At 68.1% G+C, this 19,557-nt stretch carries 14 protein-coding genes; 8 read left to right on the forward strand and 6 right to left on the reverse strand.

Annotated features, from left to right (window positions below):
* Positions 1 to 20 precede the first annotated feature (20 nt).
* From pssA to rimI, 3 genes are read left to right on the forward strand one after another with little or no spacing between them, the layout of a single operon-like run.
* Positions 21 to 797: a CDP-diacylglycerol--serine O-phosphatidyltransferase gene (pssA, locus tag AC5P8C_RS14720; protein WP_019660986.1), complete on the forward strand. Its 777-nt coding sequence runs from the start codon at positions 21 to 23 to the stop codon at positions 795 to 797.
* Positions 794 to 1,303, forward strand: a complete 510-nt coding sequence (locus AC5P8C_RS14725) for a hypothetical protein (protein WP_019660987.1) — start codon at positions 794 to 796, stop codon at positions 1,301 to 1,303. Before pssA ends, AC5P8C_RS14725 begins: the two co-directional genes overlap by 4 nt.
* Entirely contained in the window at positions 1,300 to 1,797 is a 498-nt protein-coding gene (gene rimI / locus AC5P8C_RS14730) for a ribosomal protein S18-alanine N-acetyltransferase (protein ID WP_019660988.1), read from the forward strand. Before AC5P8C_RS14725 ends, rimI begins: the two co-directional genes overlap by 4 nt.
* 66 nt (positions 1,798 to 1,863) lie before the next feature.
* Here rimI and AC5P8C_RS14735 read toward each other — a convergent pair whose 3' ends face one another.
* The 4 genes from AC5P8C_RS14735 to AC5P8C_RS14750 all read right to left on the reverse strand — a co-directional run bounded on the left by AC5P8C_RS14735 (position 1,864) and on the right by AC5P8C_RS14750 (position 7,651).
* Positions 1,864 to 2,685: an EamA family transporter gene (locus tag AC5P8C_RS14735; RefSeq protein WP_019660989.1), complete on the reverse strand. Its 822-nt coding sequence runs from the start codon at positions 2,683 to 2,685 to the stop codon at positions 1,864 to 1,866.
* Between the two features lie 79 nt (positions 2,686 to 2,764).
* A complete protein-coding gene (locus AC5P8C_RS14740; protein ID WP_019660990.1) occupies positions 2,765 to 5,593 on the reverse strand; it encodes a valine--tRNA ligase in 2,829 nt (942 codons plus the stop codon).
* A gap of 71 nt (positions 5,594 to 5,664) precedes the next feature.
* Positions 5,665 to 6,090, reverse strand: a complete 426-nt coding sequence (locus AC5P8C_RS14745) for a DNA polymerase III subunit chi (RefSeq protein ID WP_019660991.1) — start codon at positions 6,088 to 6,090, stop codon at positions 5,665 to 5,667.
* Positions 6,091 to 6,172: 82 nt separating this feature from the next.
* Positions 6,173 to 7,651: a leucyl aminopeptidase gene (locus AC5P8C_RS14750; RefSeq protein WP_233653244.1), complete on the reverse strand. Its 1,479-nt coding sequence runs from the start codon at positions 7,649 to 7,651 to the stop codon at positions 6,173 to 6,175.
* 104 nt (positions 7,652 to 7,755) lie between these two features.
* Between AC5P8C_RS14750 and lptF the strand changes: the two genes are divergently transcribed.
* A complete protein-coding gene (gene lptF / locus AC5P8C_RS14755) occupies positions 7,756 to 8,838 on the forward strand; it encodes an LPS export ABC transporter permease LptF (RefSeq protein WP_019660993.1) in 1,083 nt (360 codons plus the stop codon).
* Positions 8,835 to 9,941 (forward strand): LPS export ABC transporter permease LptG, encoded by a 1,107-nt coding sequence (gene lptG, locus AC5P8C_RS14760; RefSeq protein WP_019660994.1) that lies wholly within the window; start codon positions 8,835 to 8,837, stop codon positions 9,939 to 9,941. Before lptF ends, lptG begins: the two co-directional genes overlap by 4 nt.
* A 179-nt stretch (positions 9,942 to 10,120) precedes the next feature.
* On the opposite strand, the gene AC5P8C_RS14765 is transcribed toward lptG, so the two are convergent.
* Positions 10,121 to 10,612, reverse strand: coding sequence for an RDD family protein (locus AC5P8C_RS14765; protein ID WP_021203465.1), 492 nt, complete (start codon positions 10,610 to 10,612; stop codon positions 10,121 to 10,123).
* Between the two features lie 56 nt (positions 10,613 to 10,668).
* On the opposite strand from AC5P8C_RS14765, the gene xerD reads away from it, so the two are divergent.
* A complete protein-coding gene (gene xerD / locus AC5P8C_RS14770; protein WP_233653242.1) occupies positions 10,669 to 11,646 on the forward strand; it encodes a site-specific tyrosine recombinase XerD in 978 nt (325 codons plus the stop codon).
* Between the two features lie 100 nt (positions 11,647 to 11,746).
* Complete coding sequence (locus tag AC5P8C_RS14775) at positions 11,747 to 12,535, forward strand: DsbC family protein (protein ID WP_021203463.1); 789 nt, start codon at positions 11,747 to 11,749, stop codon at positions 12,533 to 12,535.
* A 119-nt stretch (positions 12,536 to 12,654) separates the two neighbouring features.
* On the opposite strand, the gene AC5P8C_RS14780 is transcribed toward AC5P8C_RS14775, so the two are convergent.
* Positions 12,655 to 14,754 (reverse strand): glycosyl hydrolase family 18 protein, encoded by a 2,100-nt coding sequence (locus AC5P8C_RS14780; RefSeq protein ID WP_021203462.1) that lies wholly within the window; start codon positions 14,752 to 14,754, stop codon positions 12,655 to 12,657.
* A gap of 805 nt (positions 14,755 to 15,559) precedes the next feature.
* Between AC5P8C_RS14780 and purL the strand changes: the two genes are divergently transcribed.
* Positions 15,560 to 19,444: a phosphoribosylformylglycinamidine synthase gene (gene purL, locus AC5P8C_RS14785; protein ID WP_495218997.1), complete on the forward strand. Its 3,885-nt coding sequence runs from the start codon at positions 15,560 to 15,562 to the stop codon at positions 19,442 to 19,444.
* Positions 19,445 to 19,557: the final 113 nt, after the last annotated feature.

Raw genomic sequence — 19,557 nt, forward strand, 5'->3', positions numbered from 1 at the left:
AGTCGATTAAACTGGATTCCATGGACCCGATCACACCGCCGCCGCGTTCGCGCACGATTTACCTGCTGCCCAACCTGTTCACCACTGCCGGACTGTTCGCCGGCTTCTACGCGATCATCGCCGCGGCCAATGGGGATTTCGTCAACGCCAGCATCGCCGTGTTCGTGGCGGCGGTGATGGATGGGCTGGATGGGCGCGTGGCGCGCCTGACCGGCACCAGCAGCGAATTCGGCGTGCAGTACGACTCGCTGGCCGACCTGGTCAGCTTCGGCATGGCTCCGGCGCTGGTGATGTATCACTGGTCGCTGTCGTGGCTGAAGTTCGACGATCCGCTGCTCGGCCGCGTTGGCTGGGCCGTAGCGTTCCTGTACGCGGCCTGCGCGGCACTGCGCCTGGCCCGCTTCAATACCCAGGTGGCGGTGGTCGACAAACGCTGGTTCGTCGGCCTGGCCAGCCCGGCTGCGGCCGGCCTGATGATGTCCTTCGTCTGGGCGTTCGCAGATGGCAACCTGGGCTGGGACGGCAACCAGCTGCGCTACGTGGCGCTGGCGGTGACGATCATCGCGGCGCTGCTGATGGTCAGCCGCATCCGCTTCTGGAGCTTCAAGGGCGGCGGCGCCAAGGGTACCCGTTCCGACCGCGTGCCGTTCCTGGTGCTGGCCCTGGTGCCGGTGGCCATCGCCATCGCGGTCATCGATCTGCCGCGCGTGCTGTTCGCGGTGGGCATCCTGTACGCCCTGTCCGGCCCGGTGATGTGGGCCGTGCAGCGCCTGCGCAAGAAGCCCGAGGCCGCGTGAGCCAGGACCTGCCCGTGCTGTGGTCACCGGCCCAGCAGGCCTGGCTGCAGGCCATGGGCTACACCGTCTATCACGACGGCCAGCTGGCCGCCGAGCTGGACGCCGCGCTGCAGCTGAGCGTGGCCGAAGCCGAGGCGGCTGCCGCGCCAGCGGTGGAGCAGGCGCGGGCACCCACCGCGCCCGCGCGCGAACCTCTGGCTGCGCCAACACCGGTTTCCCGGCAGGAACGCCAGGCGCCACCACGTCGCCAGACCCCAGTCAACGCACCGAATACCGCGCCGGCGGCGGCCCGCCCGCTGCCCGGCGGCAATGCCCGGCAGCCGGTGGTGCGGCTGCCGGATCGCCTGCAGATCGCCTTGCTGCGCGCGTCCGGCTGCAATCCCAATGATCCGGCCACGCAGGCGCTGATGGACAGCTGGCCGTTGGACCAGCTGCGCCAGGATCCCGCCGCCAAGCGCGCGCTGTGGCCGCAGCTGCGTGCCCTGCGCAAGCGGGGCGCACCGTGAGTGCGGTCAGCCAGCCTGGTCCGGTCAGCCTGCGCGCGCTGCGCGAGAGTGACCTCAACGCGGTGATGGCGATTGAAGTACGCGGGTATCCGTTTCCGTGGACCCGCGGCATCTTCGTCGATTGCCTGCGTGCGGGCTATCCCGGCCTGGCCATGGAGCGCGATGGTCAGTTGATCGGCTATGGGGTGCTCAGCATCGCGGCCGATGAGGCACATGTATTGAACATCTGCATCGATCCGCTGGCGCAGTCGCGTGGGCTGGGTCGTCAACTGCTGCGCGCGCTGGTACAGCTGGCTGGCGACCGGGGGGCACAGCGTGTGTTCCTCGAAGTGCGTCCGTCCAATACGCCGGCGCTGGCGCTGTACCACAGCGAAGGCTTCAACGAGATCGGCCGCCGCCCGCGCTACTACCCGGCCGCACAGGGCCGCGAGGACGCGGTGGTGATGGCGATCGAGCTGGTCGATGGTGACCTGCAGGCGATGCCGCCGTTGTGACGGAGAAGGGTGCCGGCCAGCGGCCGGCACTACCGCTAGCCGCCAACCTTGGTTGGCACGCTTCTCTCACGCCATCCGCAGTGCGAGCACGCCACCCACAATCAACGCCGCTGCCAGCCAGCGCGCACGCGGAATCCGCTCGCGCAGCACGAATACCGAGATCAGCAACGCGAACAGGATCGAGGATTCGCGCAGCGCCGAGACCATCGCCACCGGTGCCTGGGTCATGGCCCACAACGCCATCGCGTAGGAGGCGGTGGTGCCGACGCCACCGGCCAGGCCCAGTGGCCAATGCTGCCGCGCATAGTCCAATACCGCGCCGCCGCGGGTGTACAACGCCCACAGCGGCAGCGGAATGCCCGACAGCAGGAACAACCACAGCGTGTAGCTGAGCGCGCTGCCGGACTCGCGCGCGCCGTGCGCATCGACCAGGGTGTAGGTGGCGATCATCGCCGCAGTCAGCAGCGGCAGGCGCAGCTGGCCGCCACGTGCACCCAGTGCCATGCACAGGATGCCGGTGCTCACCAGCACCACGCCCAGCCACGCCGCCGGGGGCAGTTGCTCGCCCAGCAGGGAGCCCGCCAGTGCAACCAGGATCGGCGCGCTGCCACGCATCAGCGGATAGGCCAGGCTCATGTCGACCCGCTGGTAGCAGCGTGCGACCAGCCCGTAGTAGGTCACCTGCAGCAGTACGGATGCAGCCAGCCAGGGCCAGCTTTGCGCGGCCGGGAACGGCAGGAAGGGCAGGGCCGCCGCCGACAGCAGCGCAGCGCTGCCGGTCACCAGCACGGTGCCGAGGAACTTGTCCGGCCCGCGTTTGACGATCGCATTCCAGCTGGCATGCAGTGCCGCAGCGGCGAGGACCAGCAGGAAGATGGAAAGCGGCATCCGGTGATGATGCCATGCCGGGAAAATGTTCCGGGTTTGGTGGGTGCCAACCTTGGTTGGCACCCACCAGGGCGAGGTGTTACAGCTTCGCGCGCTGTTCGCGCAGGCCGGCCAGCTGGGTGTTCCAGTCGGCCAATCGCACGCGCTCCTGCTCGACCACCGCCGGTGGAACCTTGTCGGTGAACCTGGCCAGCTTGGTTTCGCTCTTTTCCTGCTCGCCTTCCACGCGCTTGATCTCCTTGTCCAGGCGTGCGCGCTCGGCGTCCAGATCGACCAGGCCTTCCAGCGGCACCAGCAGCTTCAGCTCGCCCACGATCGCGGCGGCCGCCGGCGGTGCGCTTTCGCCTTCGGCCAGCCACTGGACGCTGTCCAGCTTCAGCAGGAACGACAGCGAGGCGCTGAAGCGTTCAATACGCACGCGGTCCTGCGCCAGGCCGGCCTGCAGGCGGAGCGGCACCAGCTTGGACGGCGCGACGTTCAGCTCACTGCGCACGCGGCGCACGGCACTGATCACCGCCTTCAGCCATTCCACGTCGGCCTCGGCCTGGGCGAAATCGCCTTCGAACTCGGCGGCGGTCGGGTACGGGCGCAGCGACAGCGTGGTTTCGGTCAGGCCCAGGCGCGGGGCCAGCTGCTGCCACAGCTGTTCGGTGATGAACGGCGTGAGCGGGTGCAGCAGGCGCAGCAGCGCTTCCAGCACGTACAGCAGGGTGTGGCGGGTGCTTTCGGCGTCGGCGGCGTCTGCACCGTTCAGTGCCGGCTTGCTCAGTTCCAGGAACCAGTCGCAGAACGCGTTCCAGGCGAACTCGTACAGGCACTGCGCCAGCAGGTCGAAGCGGTAGGCGGCGAAATGGCCCTGCGCTTCGGCGGTGGTGGCGGCCAGGCGCGCGAGGATCCAGCGCTCGGCATCGGTACGCGGCTTCGGCACGCCGGTGAACGCAGCGCCTTCGGTGTTCATCAGGGCGAAGCGGCTGGCGTTCCACAGCTTGTTGCAGAAGTTCTTGTAGCCCTCGGCGCGGTTCATGTCGAACTTGATGTCGCGGCCGTGGGTGGCCAGCGCGGCGATGGTGAAGCGCAGCGCATCGGCACCGTGGGCAGCAATGCCGTCCGGGAATTCCTTGCGGGTGGCCTTTTCGATCTTCTCCACCATCTTCGGCTGCATCAGGCCGCCGGTACGCTTGGCGACCAGGTCGTCGATGGTGATGCCGTCGATGATGTCCAGCGGGTCGAGCACGTTGCCCTTGCTCTTGGACATCTTCTGGCCCTGGCCGTCGCGGATCAGGCCGGTGAAGTAGACGTCCTTGAACGGGATCTTTCCGACCAGGTTGTCGGTGGCCATGATCATGCGCGCCACCCAGAAGAAGATGATGTCGAAGCCGGTGATCAGCACCGACGATGGCAGGTAGCGGTCGAAGCCGCGCTCGGCCATGGCCTGCTCATTCGGCCAGCCCAGGGTGGAGAACGGCCACAGCTGCGAGGAGAACCAGGTCTCCAGCACGTCGCTTTCCTGGTTCAGCACCACGTCGCTGCCGAGGTTGTTCTTGGCGCGCACTTCCTCTTCGCTGCGACCGACATAGCAGCTGCCGGTGGCGGCATCGAACCACGCCGGGATGCGGTGGCCCCACCACAGCTGGCGGCTGATGCACCAGTCCTGGATGTTGTTCATCCAGTGGCGGTAGGTGTTGATCCAGTTCGGCGGCACGAAGGAGATCGAACCGTCCTCGACCAGTTCCAGGCCACGCTTGGCCAGGTCGTCCATCTTCACGAACCACTGGTCGGTCAGGTACGGCTCGATCACCTGGCCGGTACGGTCACCGCGCGGCACCTGCAGCTTGTGCGCCTTTGTCTCGATCAGGATGCCCAGGTCTTCCAGTTCGGCCAGCACGGCCTTGCGCGCTTCATAGCGGTCCAGGCCCTGGAAGCGTTCCGGCGCGTTTTCGTTCAGCGCTGCCACCGGCGTGAACAGGTTGATCATCGGCAGGCTGTGGCGCACGCCCACTTCGTAGTCGTTGAAATCATGCGCCGGGGTGACCTTGACCACGCCGGTGCCGAACGCGCGGTCCACGTAATCATCGGCGATCACCGGCACGCGGCGGCCGGTCAAAGGCAGCACCACGTTTCTGCCGATCAGGTGCGCGTAGCGTTCGTCTTCCGGGTGCACCATCACTGCGGTATCGCCCAGCAGGGTTTCCGGACGGGTGGTGGCGACGACCAGGTAGTCGCGGATTTCGCGCAGGGTTTCCACGCCATCGGCATCGCGCTCGACGTGCTCGTAGCTCAGGCCTTCATCCAACGTGTAGGCGATCGACCACAGGAAGCCGTCTTCCTCGGCACTCTCCACTTCCAGGTCGGAAATGGCGGTCTTCAGCACCGGGTCCCAGTTCACCAGGCGCTGGCCACGGTAGATCAGGCCCTGCTCGTACCAGCGCACGAAGGCTTCGTTGACCGCCGCCGACGGCTGCGGGTCCATGGTGAAGGTGCTGCGCGACCAGTCGGCAGAAGTGCCAAGTCGGCGCATCTGGCGCTCGATGGTGTCGCCGGACTGCTGCTTCCACTCCCAGACCTTGCCGATGAAGCCTTCGCGGCCCAGCGAATCGCGCGTCTCGCCCTTGCCCTCCAGCGCCAGATTGCGGCTGACCACCATTTCGGTCGCTATGCCGGCGTGGTCGGTACCGACCTGCCACAGCGTGTCGTAGCCGCGCATGCGGTGGTAGCGCACCAGCGCGTCCATCAGGGTCTGCTGGAACGCGTGGCCCATGTGCAGGGTGCCGGTCACGTTCGGCGGCGGCAGCAGGATGGTGTAGGGCTCGCCCTTGCCGGACGGCTTGAAGTGGCCGGCCTTCTCCCAGGCCTCGTAGAGGTCGGTCTCGAAGGACGTCGGGTCGTAGCTGGAGGCGAGTTGGGTCATGCGGGGGAACCAGGAGGTAATCGTTGAAGGATCAGGGCGCGGCGGCGGCCCATCAAGGGACCGGGGCGCGCTTACATGTCGTGCTTGTTCAGGTCGTAACCGGCGGCCTTGTACTGGCGCCAGCGTTCGCGCAGCGGTTCGCGCGCTTCCGGATCGGCCGGAACCACTTCCAGCACGCGCTCGCACTGGCCCAGCCAGGGCTCGTCGCGCAGGTTGATCACCAGCGGACGCACCGGTGCCTCGGTGCCGGGCACGGCGATCAGCACCAGGGCTTCTTCCTCGTCCATGTCTTCGCCGGCAATCTGGTGCGGGATGTAGGCATCGTTGTCGAACGCCCACAGCAGTTCGTCCAGCTCCTCGGCCTGGGCCTGGTCGCGGGCCAGTACCAGGGTGAACAGCCCGGCATCGTTGGCCTTGCGCGCCAGCTCGCAGACCAGGCGCAGGGGCTCGGTCAGGAAACGGGGCTTGGCGATCAGGTAGAAGTCGGCGCGGGGCATGGCAGGGTCCGGGTCAGGCAGGGTTCCGGCGGTGCCGGGCGAGGCCCGGGCCGGCGTCTGCCGGCCAGGGTCGGGTACGGCATCAGGCGCGGGCGGCCTGGTCCAGCAGCCACTGGCTCAGCAGGCCCACCGGGCGGCCGGTGGCCATGCCGCGCTTGCCTTCATCGCTGGCCACGCCGGCGATGTCCAGGTGGGCCCAGCGCTGGCCTTCGGCGAAGCGCGACAGGAAGCAGCCGGCGGTGATCGCACCGGCCCAGCGGCCGCCGATGTTGTAGACGTCGGCGAAGGTCGAATCCAGCATCGGCTGGTATTCGTCCCACAGCGGCAGGCGCCAGGCGCGGTCGAATACCTGCTCGCCGGCGGCCAGCAACTCGTTGGCCAAGTCGTCGTGCTTGCTCATCAGGCCGGCGGTCTGGTGGCCCAGGGCGACCATGCAGGCACCGGTCAGGGTGGCGACATCGACCAGCGCCGCCGGTTCGAAGCGCTGCGCGTAGGTCAGCGCATCGCACAGGATCAGGCGGCCTTCGGCGTCGGTGTTGCCCACTTCAATGGTTTTGCCCGACATCGAGGTGATCACGTCGGACGGGCGGTAGGCATTGCCGTCAATGGCGTTTTCCACCGCCGGCACCACCACCACCAGGTTCAGCGGCAGCTTGGCCTTGACCGCTGCGACGAAGGTGCCGATGACGTTTGCGCCACCGCACATGTCGTACTTCATCTCTTCAATGCCGCCCTGGGTCTTCAGGTTGACGCCACCGGTATCGAAGGTGATGCCCTTGCCGACCAGCACGTAGGGCTTGGCGTCGCCGCCATTGTTCCACTTCAGCACGACCAGGCGCGGGCGGTTGGCCGAGCCACGGGCCACGGCCAGCAGCGAGCCCATGCCCAGCGCTTCCATCTGGTGCTCGTCGAGGATCTCGGCTTCGGCACCGTCATGCTCGCCGGCGAACTTCACGCCCACCTCGGCCAGGTAGGCCGGGGTGCAGTAGTTCGGCGGCAGGTTGCCCAGCTCGCGGGCGAACTCGACACCGGCGGCGATGGCCTGGCCCTGGGCCAGGGCCTGCGCGTCGTCACCGGCGATGGCCAGCTGGGCCAGGCCGGCGTCGTCGGCCTTCTTCTTGCCCAGGGTGGCGGTGTAGCGGTAGGCGGCGTGATCGGCGGCGATCACCGCCTGGCGGATCGCCCAGGCCGCGTCGCGGTCCTTCACTGCCACTTCGGACAGGGTGAACAGTGCGCTGCGGGCAGCGCCGGCCTTCAAAGCACGCACGGCGTCGCCCACGGCCTTCAGGTACTGCGGCACGCCGAAGCGGGCGGCGTCGCCGAGGCCGACCACCAGCACGCGCGGCGCGCTCACGCCCGGCAGGTCGTGCAGCAGGGTGGTGGCGCCGGTCTTGCCGGACAGGTCGCCACGCTGGGCCAGGGCGGCCAGGCGGCCACCGCTGGCGGCATCCAGCGCCTGCGCGGCCGGGGTCAGGGTATGGTCGGCATACGCGCCGACCACCAGGCAATCAACGGTGGCGGCGACCGGAGCAACGTGGTTCAGGGTGAATTCGAGGGCCATTGAGCAGATTCCATTGGCGAGTCCGTACAATCGCAGGCCGTTTACGCCCAGACAGTAGACTGGGCGGCACCGCGAACGAACCCCAGAGTTTAAACCACCGCCCCATGCTGAAGCTCGACCGATACCTGCTGGGCGATTTCGTCCAGAGTTTCCTGGCTACCCTGATCGTCCTGCTGGTGGTCAGCGTGGGCGGCGTGCTGGTGGACATCCTCGGCAACATCGCCGACGGGCGCCTGCCGGCCAAGCTGCTGTTCTCGCAGCTGGGCCTGCAGTTCATCGCCTACCTGCCTCTGATCCTGCCGCTGGCGCTGATGCTGGGCCTGTTGCTGGCCATCGCCCGCCTGTACCGCGACTCGGAGATGGCGGTCATCACCGCGATCGGGGTAGGCCCAAAGCGGCTGCTGCGGCCGCTGCTGATGCTGGTGGTGCCGGTGGTGCTGCTGGTCGGCGCCTGCTCGCTGTGGCTGGGCCCGTGGGCCGGCCGGGTGGCAGAGCAGATGGTCATCGAGGCCAACCGCAGCGTGCTGATGGCCGGCCTGGAGCCGGGCCGTTTCACGCCGCTGCCCAACGGCGGCGTGGTCTACCTGTCCTCGATCTCGCCCGACGGCACCCAGCTGGGCAAGGTGTTCCTGCAGCGGCAGAAGGATGATCGCCTGGAAGTGGTGTCGGCCAACAGTGGCCGCATGTACTTCGAGGGCACCCGCCAGCGCTTCCTGGAACTGGATGATGGCCACCAGGTGGAAGGGCCCGTGGCCGGTGGGCTCGACTACCGGCTGGCGACCTTCGCCCGCAATGACGTGGCCCTGCCCGACGGCGCACAGACCCGCACCGAGGACGACCCGGAACTGATGCCGACCCTGAAGCTGATCGGCGATGCGCGCCCGCAGGCGCAGGCGCAGCTGCACCGTCGCATCGCACCGCCGCTGATCGCGCTGGCGTTCGCCCTGCTGACCGTGCCGCTGGGCCGCAGTTCGCCGCGGCAGCAGCGCTATGGCCGCATGATGCTGGCCCTGATGGCCTACATGGTGGGTACCAACCTGATGTTCATCGGCAGTGGCTGGATTGCCAACGGCAAGATTCCGGCCGCGCTGGGCCTGTGGTGGTTGACGGTGCCGCTGCTGGCGCTGGCGATCTGGATGTATGCACGTGATGGCCGCCTGGGCCACCCGAAGGGAGCCCGCGCATGAGGCTGCGCCCGATGCGTTTCGATCTGTACCTGGGCCGGTCGGTGTTCACCACGGTGCTGCTGACCTGGGCGGTGCTGGTCGGCCTGGACGTGGTGATGGCCTTCTCCGGCGAGTTCAAGGACATCGGCAAGAACGGCTATACGCTTGGCCATGCCGCCGCCTGGGTGCTGTACACGGTGCCGCGCCGCGCCTACACCATGTTCCCCACGGCCGCGGTGATCGGCGCACTGATGGGCCTGGGCCAGCTGGCAGCGACCTCTGAACTGACCGCGCTGCGTGCACTGGGCCTGTCGCGCAAGCGCCTGAGCGTTTCGGTGGCGATCGCGCTGTCGCTGCTGACCGCGGTGATGGTGCTCAGCGCCGAGACGCTGGGCCCCTGGGGCCAGGACCGCGCCGATGCGCTGAAGTCCAGCGCCAAGTGGGGCCGGGATATCGCGACCAGCCGCTACTCCGGCCTGTGGGCACGCGAAGGCGATACCTTCCTCAACGCGCAGAGCGGCGAGGAGCAGCTGGTCGGTGACAAGGGCACCCGCCTGATCCTGCGCGACGTGCGTCTCTACCGCATTGCCGGGAACGGAGGGATCGCCTCGTTGACCCATGCCGCCACCGCCGAGCACGACAAGGACGGCTGGGTGCTGACCGGGGTGCGTCGCGACACCTTCGGCGAGCGTTCGGCGACCCGCCAGGAAGTGGCGCGCGAGCCGTGGAACTCGAATCTCGATGCGGCGGCACTGGCTACCGGCATCGCCAAGCCGCGCAACCTGAGCGTTGCCGAGCTGAGCACCAGCATTGCCTACCGCCAGCGCAACGGGCTGGATGCGCGCGATTTCGAGGATGTCTACTGGAGCCGCTGGTTCTACCCGGTGAACGTGCTGGCACTATGCCTGGCGGCGGTGCCGTTCGCGTTTGGTTCGCTGCGCAGCGGCGGCATGGGCAAGCGCCTGTTCCTGGGCATCCTGTTCGCGCTGGGCTTCTGGCTGCTGCAGCTGTTCTTCGGGCGCATGGCCGGCGCGTTGAAGTTCGACTACCGCATTGCCTATGCGTTGCCGCCGATCGTGATGCTGGCGGTGTCCGGACTGTTGTTCCGGCGCAAGTCGGGCTGATTCTGGTAGCGCGGGGCCATGCCCGGCGCTACCGGAGCAATCCACCGCTTCGGCATCCGTGCCAGGACCACCAGCATCCCGGCCCAGCGTGCTGGATTCTGTAGAGCCGAGCCCATGCTCGGCTGCTTTTTGCGCACCGCCTGCCAGCCGAGCATGGGCTCGGCTCTACAGGTCGTGCATCACCGTTTCGGCATGCGCACCAGACGGGTGCCGCTGGCGCGGTCGTGCCAGGTCAGGCGTTGACGGTCGACCCACGCCCACCAGAATCCCAGCCCGCCCAGCAGCAGTGACAGCGTACCTACCGCAAAGCGCAGCCACAGCTGGTTGCGCCGCAGTGGCGTGCCATCGCTCGATTGCACTTTAAGCCGCCATGGACGCATGCCCAGCGTCTGTCCGCCGCGGCGCCAGCTGGCCGTGGCGTACCACCCCGTGATCGCCCAGCACACCGCCCACAGCAGCCACTGCCAGGCACTGAATGGCGCGATGTTCTCGCGTTGCGCGTGGCCGCTGAGGGTGTAGGCGAGGGTGAACAGCGTGCCGGCGAGCATCCACAGTGCCAGCACCGGCAGTGCGTCGTAGACCATTGCCAGCATGCGCCACAGCAACAATGCGCGCGGATGGGGCATTTCGGTAGCAGCGGCAGAGGCCGTGTCGGTGGCAGGCTGGGACATGCGTCGAGCATACGCAAAGCTGGCCGTGCCCGCAGTGGCCCCCGTATCCTGCACGCATGGCCCATGTTTCCACCCCCGCCGAACGCCGCAAGCTGGTCCAGCAACTGCCCGAACTGCGCGCCGACGACAGCGCGCGCATCCAGCGCTTCCTTGATGCGATCTGGGCCGAGAACGGCTTGGCCCGCGCCACCCTCGACAGCTACCGGCGCGATCTGGAAGGGCTGGCGCGCTGGATGGATGGGCGCGACGGTGGCCTGGCCGGCATCGAGCGCCCCGGACTGTTCGAGTATCTGGCCTGGCGCACCCGGCATGGCTGGTCGCCGCGCAGCAATGCGCGCCTGCTGTCGGCGTTGCGGGCGTTCTTCGCCGATGGCGTGCGCCGCGGCGAACGCAGCGAGGATCCCAGCGCGCTGCTCGACCCGCCGAAGTTGCCACGGCTGCTGCCCAAGGCGCTGGCCGAAAGCCAGATCGACGCGCTGCTGGCAGCGCCCGATACCGACAGCGCATTGGGCCTGCGCGATCGCGCCATGCTGGAACTGATGTACGCCGCCGGCCTGCGCGTGAGCGAGCTGGTGCTGCTGCCCGCGACTGCGGTCAACCTGCGCCAGGGCGTGCTGCGGGTCACCGGCAAGGGCAGCAAGGAACGGCTGGTGCCGTTGGGCGAGGAATCCCAGCACTGGCTGGAGCGCTACCTGCAGCACTCGCGGCCGCAGCTGGTCGGGAAGGGCAAGGTGCAGGCGCTGGCCGATGGGCAGACGCCGTTGTTCATCGAGCCGTCGCTGCATGCGCTGACCCGGCAGGCGTTCTGGCACCTGGTCAAGCGCCATGCGCAGGTGGCCGGCATCGACCCGGCGCGGATCAGCCCGCACGGCCTGCGCCACAGCTTCGCCACCCATCTGCTCAACCGTGGTGCCGACCTGCGCGCGTTGCAGATGCTGCTCGGCCACAGCTCGCTGTCCACCACCCAGATCTACACCCTGGTAGCGCGCGAGCACCTGCAGAAGCTGCACGCCCGCCACCATCCGCGCGGCTGAGCAGGCCCCTGAATCCCGGCCACAAACCATGGGCGGTGCCGCTGTCCGGTACCGCTGGCTGTGTCAGAATCCAGGGTCTTCTTCTGTCGCGGATCGTTCCATGCTCCGATTTGCCATCGCCGCCGTGTTCGGTGCGCTCAGCCTGACCGCCTGCGCCCAGCCGGCCCCGCCGGCCGCCAAGGCGCCTGCTGCTGCCGCTGCGGCCAAGGCCGCCCCCGCCGCCAACGCGTCGGCCGACCAGGCGGTACGTGCCGCGTTGACCGCGCTCAATCCCGGTTTCCAGGTGGATTACATCGGTGCCGCACCGTTCCCGGGCTTCCGTGAAGTGGTGGTCTCCGGCCAGCTCCTGTACGTGTCCGATGATGGCCGTTACCTGTTCCAGTCGCAGCCTTACGACACCCGTGCCAAGGGCCCGGCCAACAGCGAAGGCCTGCTCGGCTACCGCCGCGATCTGCTGGCCAAGGCCAACCATGGCGACCGCATCGTGTTTGCCGCACCGAACGCCAAGTACACCATCAGCGTGTTCACCGACATCGAATGCGGCTACTGCCGCAAGCTGCACCAGGACATCGCCGAGCTCAACCGCAACGGCATCTCCGTCGAGTACCTGGCATTCCCGCGCATGGGCCTCGGCAGCAAGGACTACACCGACATGATCTCGGTCTGGTGTGCGGCTGATCGCCGCCAGGCACTGACCAACGCCAAGCGCGGTGGCAGCGTGCCGGCAAAGAACTGCACCAACCCGGTGGCGATGCAGTACGCACTGGGCCAGCAGCTGGGCGTGAACGGCACGCCGGCGATCTTCGCGCCGGACGGCACCCAGCTGGGGGGCTACCTGCCGCCGGCACAGCTGCGTGCGGCGCTGGAAAAGCTGTCGGCCAAGCGCTGACGCGACCGACCTTGTTTCTGTAGAGCCGAGCCCATGCTCGGCTGATGTTTCCGCAGCCGAGCATGGGCTTGGCTCTACAGGTAGGAAGCCGGGGGCGCGCAGCACCCCCGGCTTTTTTCTTACTTCAGGCCATCACTGACCGCCTTGGTCAGCGTGCCCTGCGCATCGTCACCACTGAACTCCCAGACGAACGCGCCGCCCAGGCCCTGGGTCTTCACGTAGCCCATCTTGCGGGTGATGTTGGCCGGGGTGTCGAAGCTCCACAGCGTGCTGCCGTTGTAGATCCAGGTGGCACCTGCGGTGTTGTCGGTGTAGCCCGGCCACGCCAGGTTCTTCAGCACCTTCCAGTCTTCGATGCCGGCTTCATACGTGCCCGGGGCAGCGCCGGTCGCGGTCTGGTACAGGCCGTTGTTGGCGTTGGCCACACCGGTCCAGCCACGCCCGTAGTAGCCGATGCCCAGGTTGAGCTTGGCCGCGGGCACGCCGCGGCTGATGAAGGCCTCGATGGCGTCGTTGCTGTTGTACAGCTTCTGGTCGCCGGTGGACGGATCATTGGGCGAATCGAACAGCGCCGACTGGTGATTGGTCTTCGCATCCCACGCGCCGTGGAAGTCGTAGGTCATCACGTTGATGTAGTCCAGGTACGGGTGGTACGCGGCCGGATCGGTGACGCGGATCTTGTCGATGCCGGCGCCCACCGCCACCGTCAGCAACAGGCCCGGACGCACCGCATCGAGCTGGCGGCGGAACTCGGCCATCAGCGCGGTGAAGTTGGCGTTGTCTTCCGGCTTGCCGCATTCGATGCCGCAGGCCACCGGGTATTCCCAGTCGATGTCGATGCCGTCGAACACACCCAGCGCGGCACCGGCACCACCGGCACCGTCGGTCACTGGCAGATTGCCCTTGATGTACGCGTCGATGCACGAGGCGACGAAGGCCTGGCGGTTCTCCGGGCGCGCTGCGCTGGAGAAGCCGCGCGACCAGGTCCAGCCACCCAGCGAGATCAGTACCTTCAGGTTCGGGTACTTGGCCTTGAGCTGCTTGAGCTGGTTCCAGTTGCCGCGCAGCGGCTGGTCCCAGGTGTCGGCGCTGCCGCTGACACTCTCGGCGGCACTGAAGGCCTTGGTGTAGTCGGCGAAAGCATCGCCACCGGCACCGCTGTTCGGATCCGAGGGTTGGGTGACGCCCACTTCGCAACGGTTGTTGCGCACGTTGCCGAACGCGTAGTTGATGTGGGTCAGGCGCGCGGCCGAACCGCTGCTGTCGATGTTCTTGACCCGGTAGTTGCGGCCGTAGATGCCCCACTGGGTGAAGTAACCGATGACCCGCTTGCCGGTGGTTCCGCCGTCGCCGGCCAGCGTGGTGGCGCTGATCTCGGTGCCCTGCGCTGAGGCATTGCCGGCATTGTCGCGGGCGCGTACGCGGTAGCGGTAGGTGGTGGATGCAGTCAACCCGCCATCGACGTAGCTGGCACTGGACGGTGAACCGACCAGGCTGCCGTTGCGGTACACGTCATAGCCGGCCACGCCGCTGCCACCGGTGTTGTCGGTGGACGGGCTCCAGCTGAGCGCGATGCTGTTGGCGGTACGGGTGCCGACCGCCAGCCCGCCCGGCACGCTCGGCGCGGTGGTGTCGCCGCTGGCGGCGTTGACGGTGATGGTGATGGTCGCCGTGCTGGTGGTGGCGTTGTTGTTGTCGGTGGCCACCGCGCGCAGGGTGTGGCTGCCGGCGCTGGCGTTGGCCCAGCTGGCCGCATACGGCGCACTGGTGGCCACGCCGAGCGTGCTGCCATCGCGGAAGAACTCGACCTTGGCGACGCTGCCGTCTGGATCACTGGCGGTGGCGGTCACGTTCACCGTGCTGCCGGCACTGAAGGTGGCACCGTTGGCCGGCGAGGTCAGGCTGACCACCGGCGGCTGGTTGGCGCCGCCGCCATCGCAGGCGCCGAGGTTGGTGTAGTAGGGCGCGCCGGCCGGATGGTCCGGCGGCGCGTTCCAGATGTCCTGGTTCGCCCGATAGAGGACGCCTCCTTTCTGCAGGGTATCGCCGGCCCGGTAGATCTTGGCCTGGTCCCATTCGGCCACCCCGGCACAGCTGGCGGCCTGCGCCAGGCCGGGCAGGACGGCGGCACCGGCGGCCAAGGCAAGCAGCCAGGCCAGGCGGCGGGGACGACAGCTTCGGGTCGAACGTTCGGCACTGCGCACAATCGGGTCGTACATGGGTAAGTCTCCGATCAAAGGGCGCGCGGGCCCCGATGGCGCCGCGCGTGACGCAGGTCCGGGCATCGCCGGGGAAGGCGACGGAGGGGCCGGACGGAGGGCACCTGGGAGGCCGGGGAGAGAGTCCGGCACCAGGTGGGGACAACGTTGTCATCAATTGCGTGGTCAATCCGTGAGCAAGCGCATGGTTCGGGGAATCGGGCGGAGAGCGCGCTGCGCGCGGTCGGCGGCCATCGGCGGGGCCCCTCGTGGCTGGGGCTTTCCGCGAACAGCGGATTTCTGGGGGTTGGCCGGGCGGGTGGGCTGCGCAGGGGACGCTGCAAGTACGTCCATGTAAGCTCGGTCGCCGCATCCATGCGGCTCACGCCCCTGCGCAGCCCACCCGCCCGGCCACGGACAGGTTCCTGCGCGGCCAGCCACGAAAGACAGAAGAAAAAACAAAGGCAAAAGCCGGTCGCTGCGCTCTTCAGTGCCTGATTTCTGACATTTCCTGGGTGCCGGCCAGCGGCCGGCACTACCGGGGAGCATTCACGCATGGCCGCAGATCGCGGAAATCTGTCGGGGGCGGGGTGGTGGGGGCCAGCAGGACCGTTGGCGCCATGGATGGCGCCATCGAGCCCCCATGGATGGGTTTACGGCGTGTCCTGCTGGCCCCCACCGCCCCGCCAGCCCACAGGAAGCCAGCTCTTGCTGTTGCTGTTGCCGTTGCCCTGGCCTCGGCGGGTGCCGGGCGCCGCCCGGCCAGAGCCCTTCCCCCGCTTCCGGTACAATGTCGGGCCCGTTTCCCAACTACGGTTCCCCGGACATGATGGTCCTCGAGGGCGCGCCCGCCCTGTCGCCGTTCCGCCGCGAACGTCTTGAATCCCGCCTGCAGTCCATCGCTCCCTCCCTGCGCATCAGCGGTGCCTGGCACGTCTACTTCGTGCAGCCCGAAGGCAGCGCCGCCCCCGACCTGACCACGCTGTGCCGCATCCTCGAAGCGGCGCCGCAGGCCGAAGCCGTGGCCGAAGGCGCAGTCAGCCGCATCGTGGTGCCGCGCCTGGGCACGCTGTCGCCGTGGTCGAGCAAGGCCACCGAACTGGTCCGAGGTGCCGGCCAGCCGGTCAGCCGGGTCGAGCGTGGCCTGCGCATCGACGTGCAGGGTTGGCCGGCCGGTGCCGCTGCCCAGCAGGCGCTGGTCAAGGCGCTGCACGACCCGATGACGCAGTCTGTGCTGGAGACCGTGGAACAGGGCCAGGCGCTGTTCTCGGCACCGGCCCGGGGTGAACTGGAGCGCGTGCCGGTGGACCAGCTGGAGGCCGCCAACCAGCGCCTCGGCCTGGCCATGGCCCAGGACGAGATCGACTACCTGCGCGAGCGTTTCACTGCGTTGGGCCGGTCGCCGTCGGACGTGGAACTGATGATGTTCGCGCAGGCCAATTCCGAGCACTGCCGCCACAAGATCTTCAACGCCAGCTGGACCATCGACGGCCAGGAGCAGGACCGCTCGCTGTTCCGGATGATCAAGAACACGCACCAGCAGACCCCGCAGCACACGCTCAGCGCGTACAGCGACAACGCCGCGGTGATTGAAGGCCATCCGGCGTCGCGTTACCGCCCGGATCCGGCCAGCGGCGAGTACCGCCGCGAGCCGCAGGTGCCCAGCGCGTTCCAGATCAAGGTGGAAACGCACAACCACCCGACCGCGATCGCGCCATTCCCGGGCGCCTCGACCGGTGCCGGTGGCGAGATCCGCGACGAAGGCGCGACCGGCCGCGGCGGCAAGCCCAAGGCCGGCCTGACCGGCTTCTCGGTCTCGCACCTGCGCATTCCGGAATTACCGCAGCCGTGGGAGGCGCCGCGCGCGCTGAACCCGCGCATGGCACCGGCGCTGGAAATCATGACCGACGGCCCGCTCGGCGGCGCCGCGTTCAACAACGAGTTCGGCCGCCCGAACCTGCTCGGCTACTTCCGCAGCTTCGAGCTGCCGGAAGGCGCCGATCTGGTGCGCGCGTACGACAAGCCGATCATGCTGGCCGGTGGCCTCGGCGCGATCGACCGCGTGCAGGTCGACAAGATCCCGCTGCAGGCCGGTGATGCGGTGATCGTGCTGGGTGGCCCGGCGATGCTGATCGGCCTGGGCGGCGGTGCCGCCAGTTCGGTGGCCTCCGGTGAAAGCGCCGAGGACCTGGACTTCGCCAGCGTGCAGCGCGACAACCCGGAAATGGAACGCCGCTGCCAGGAGGTCATCGACCGCTGCGTGGCGATGGGCGCCGACAACCCGATCAAGTTCTTCCACGATGTCGGCGCCGGTGGCCTGTCCAATGCCATCCCCGAACTGCTGCACGACTCCAGGGTCGGCGGCGTGATCGATCTGGGCAAGGTGCCCACCGATGATCCGTCGCTGTCGCCGATGCAGCTGTGGTGCAACGAATCGCAGGAACGCTACGTGCTGGGCGTGGCCCAGGAGCGCCTGGCCGAGTTCGCCGCGCTGTGTGCTCGTGAGCGCTGCCCGTTCGCTGCAGTTGGCGTGGCGACCGCCGAGGAACATCTGGTGGTGGCCTATGGCGCCGTGCCGGGCCACACCCCGGCCGACGCACCGATCGACCTGCCGATGGACGTGCTGTTCGGCAAGCCGCCGAAGATGCACCGCGACACTGCGCACCCGCCGACACCGCGCTGGCCGGCGCTGAAGACCGGTGGCCTGGATCTGCAGGAAGCAGGCCTGCGCGTGCTCGCGCACCCGACGGTCGCCTCGAAGAACTTCCTGGTCACCATCGGTGATCGCAGCGTCGGTGGCCTGACCGCACGCGAACAGATGGTCGGTCCGTGGCAGCTGCCGGTGGCCGACGTGGCGATCACCCTGGCCGACTTCGACGGCGTCGCCGGCGAAGCGATGTCGATCGGCGAGCGCACCCCACTGGCCCTGCTCGATGCGGCTGCTTCGGCACGCATGGCGGTGGGCGAAGCGCTGACCAACCTGTGCGCGGCGCCGGTCGATGCGCTGGATGAGATCAAGCTGTCGGCGAACTGGATGGCCGCGGCCGGCCACCCGGGCGAAGACGCACTGCTGTACGACGCTGTGAAGGCAGTGGGCATGGAACTGTGCCCGCAGCTGGACATCAGCATCCCGGTGGGCAAGGACTCGTTGTCGATGCAGGCGCAGTGGCACGACCAGGGTGAGGCGCACAAGAGCGTGTCGCCGGTGTCGCTGGTGATCTCGGCGTTCGCGCCGGTGGCCGACGTGCGCCAGCAGTTGACCCCGCTGCTCGACCGGGAGGTGGACAGCGAGCTGTGGCTGATCGGCCTGGGGGCCGGCAAGCAACGCCTGGGTGGTTCGATCCTGGCCCAGGTGCATGCCGACCACAGCGAACTGCCGGCCTTTGCCGGTGCCGCCCCGGACCTGGACGATCCGCAGCGCCTGCGGGGTTTCTTCGAACTGATCCGCGATGCGCGCCAGTCCGGCCTGCTGCTGGCCTATCACGACCGCAGCGACGGCGGTGCCTTCGCCGCGTTGTGCGAAATGGCCTTCACCTCGCGCCTGGGCCTGGACATCACCCTCGATGCCTGGGGTGACGATCCGTTCCGCAGCTTGTTCAACGAAGAACTGGGTGCGGTGGTGCAGATCGCACGCGAAGACCGCGCCGCGTTTGCCGACCTTGTCGAACGCCATGCATTGACCGAATGCGCGCAGCGCATCGCCAAGCCGACCACCGCACCGGTGGTGCGCGTGTCGCTGGGTGGCGAGAACCTGGCCGAATGGCGCTGGGAAGCGTTGTTCGACGCGTGGTGGTCGGTTACCCACGCGATGCAGAAGCGCCGCGACAATCCGGCCAATGCCGACGCAGAGCGCGAGGTGGCACGTGCCTTCAACGCACCGGGCCTGAAGCCGAAGCTCAGCTTCGATCTCAACGAAGACGTGGCCGCACCGTTCATCAGCAGCGGTGCGCGCCCGCGCGTGGCCGTGCTGCGCGAGCAGGGCGTCAATGGCCAGATCGAAATGGCCAACGCCTTCGAACGCGCCGGCTTCCGCGCCTTCGACGTGCACATGAGCGACCTGATCGAAGGCCGCGTGGCGCTGCAGGACTTCACCGGCCTGGTGGCCTGTGGTGGCTTCAGCTATGGCGACGTGCTCGGTGCCGGCCGTGGCTGGGCTACCTCGATCCTGGAGCGCAGCGCACTGCGTGATGCCTTCGCCGCGTTCTTCGCACGCGAAGACAGCTTCGCGCTGGGCGTGTGCAATGGCTGCCAGATGATGAGCCAGCTGAAGAACATCATTCCGGGTGCCGAGCACTGGCCGCAGTTCCGCCGCAATGCCAGCGAGCAGTTCGAAGCCCGTACCGCACTGCTGGAAGTGGTGGAGTCGCCGTCGATCCTGCTGCGTGGCATGGCCGGCTCGCGCCTGCCGGTGGCGGTGGCGCATGGTGAAGGCCAGGCAGTGTTCGACACGGCCGTCGACCAGGCCGCGGCCCGCGTCTCGCTGCGTTACATTGATGGCCATGGCAACGTTGCCAGCCAGTATCCGCTGAATCCGAATGGTTCGCCGGATGGCATCACCGGCCTCACCAGCAGCGACGGCCGGGTCACCATCATGATGCCGCACCCCGAGCGCACCCCGCGCGCGCTCAACATGAGCTGGGCGCCGGCCGAATGGCAGGGTGATTCGCCGTGGATGCGCATGTTCCGCAACGCACGGGTGTGGTGCGGCTGATCGCAGCATTGCGCGCACGGCGCAATGCCATCGCGTATGGAAAACCCGCCGCGTTGCCGGCGGGTTTTTCTTTGCGCGCGCGAAACCCTTGTCGCGCCCGCTAGTTACATCGA

Source organism: Stenotrophomonas sp. YJH_SMC_46, from assembly GCF_059370315.1.

Excerpts from the sequence above, each read along its gene's own strand:
- pssA (WP_019660986.1), top strand. The coding sequence starts at position 21 with ATGGACCCGATCACACCGCCGCCGCGTTCGCGCACGATTTACCTGCTG.
- AC5P8C_RS14735 (WP_019660989.1), bottom strand. The coding sequence starts at position 2,685 with ATGCCGCTTTCCATCTTCCTGCTGGTCCTCGCCGCTGCGGCACTGCAT.
- AC5P8C_RS14740 (WP_019660990.1), bottom strand. The coding sequence starts at position 5,593 with ATGACCCAACTCGCCTCCAGCTACGACCCGACGTCCTTCGAGACCGAC.
- AC5P8C_RS14745 (WP_019660991.1), bottom strand. The coding sequence starts at position 6,090 with ATGCCCCGCGCCGACTTCTACCTGATCGCCAAGCCCCGTTTCCTGACC.
- AC5P8C_RS14750 (WP_233653244.1), bottom strand. The coding sequence starts at position 7,651 with ATGGCCCTCGAATTCACCCTGAACCACGTTGCTCCGGTCGCCGCCACC.
- lptF (WP_019660993.1), top strand. The coding sequence starts at position 7,756 with ATGCTGAAGCTCGACCGATACCTGCTGGGCGATTTCGTCCAGAGTTTC.
- lptG (WP_019660994.1), top strand. The coding sequence starts at position 8,835 with ATGAGGCTGCGCCCGATGCGTTTCGATCTGTACCTGGGCCGGTCGGTG.
- AC5P8C_RS14765 (WP_021203465.1), bottom strand. The coding sequence starts at position 10,612 with ATGTCCCAGCCTGCCACCGACACGGCCTCTGCCGCTGCTACCGAAATG.
- xerD (WP_233653242.1), top strand. The coding sequence starts at position 10,669 with ATGGCCCATGTTTCCACCCCCGCCGAACGCCGCAAGCTGGTCCAGCAA.
- AC5P8C_RS14775 (WP_021203463.1), top strand. The coding sequence starts at position 11,747 with ATGCTCCGATTTGCCATCGCCGCCGTGTTCGGTGCGCTCAGCCTGACC.
- AC5P8C_RS14780 (WP_021203462.1), bottom strand. The coding sequence starts at position 14,754 with ATGTACGACCCGATTGTGCGCAGTGCCGAACGTTCGACCCGAAGCTGT.
- purL (WP_495218997.1), top strand. The coding sequence starts at position 15,560 with ATGATGGTCCTCGAGGGCGCGCCCGCCCTGTCGCCGTTCCGCCGCGAA.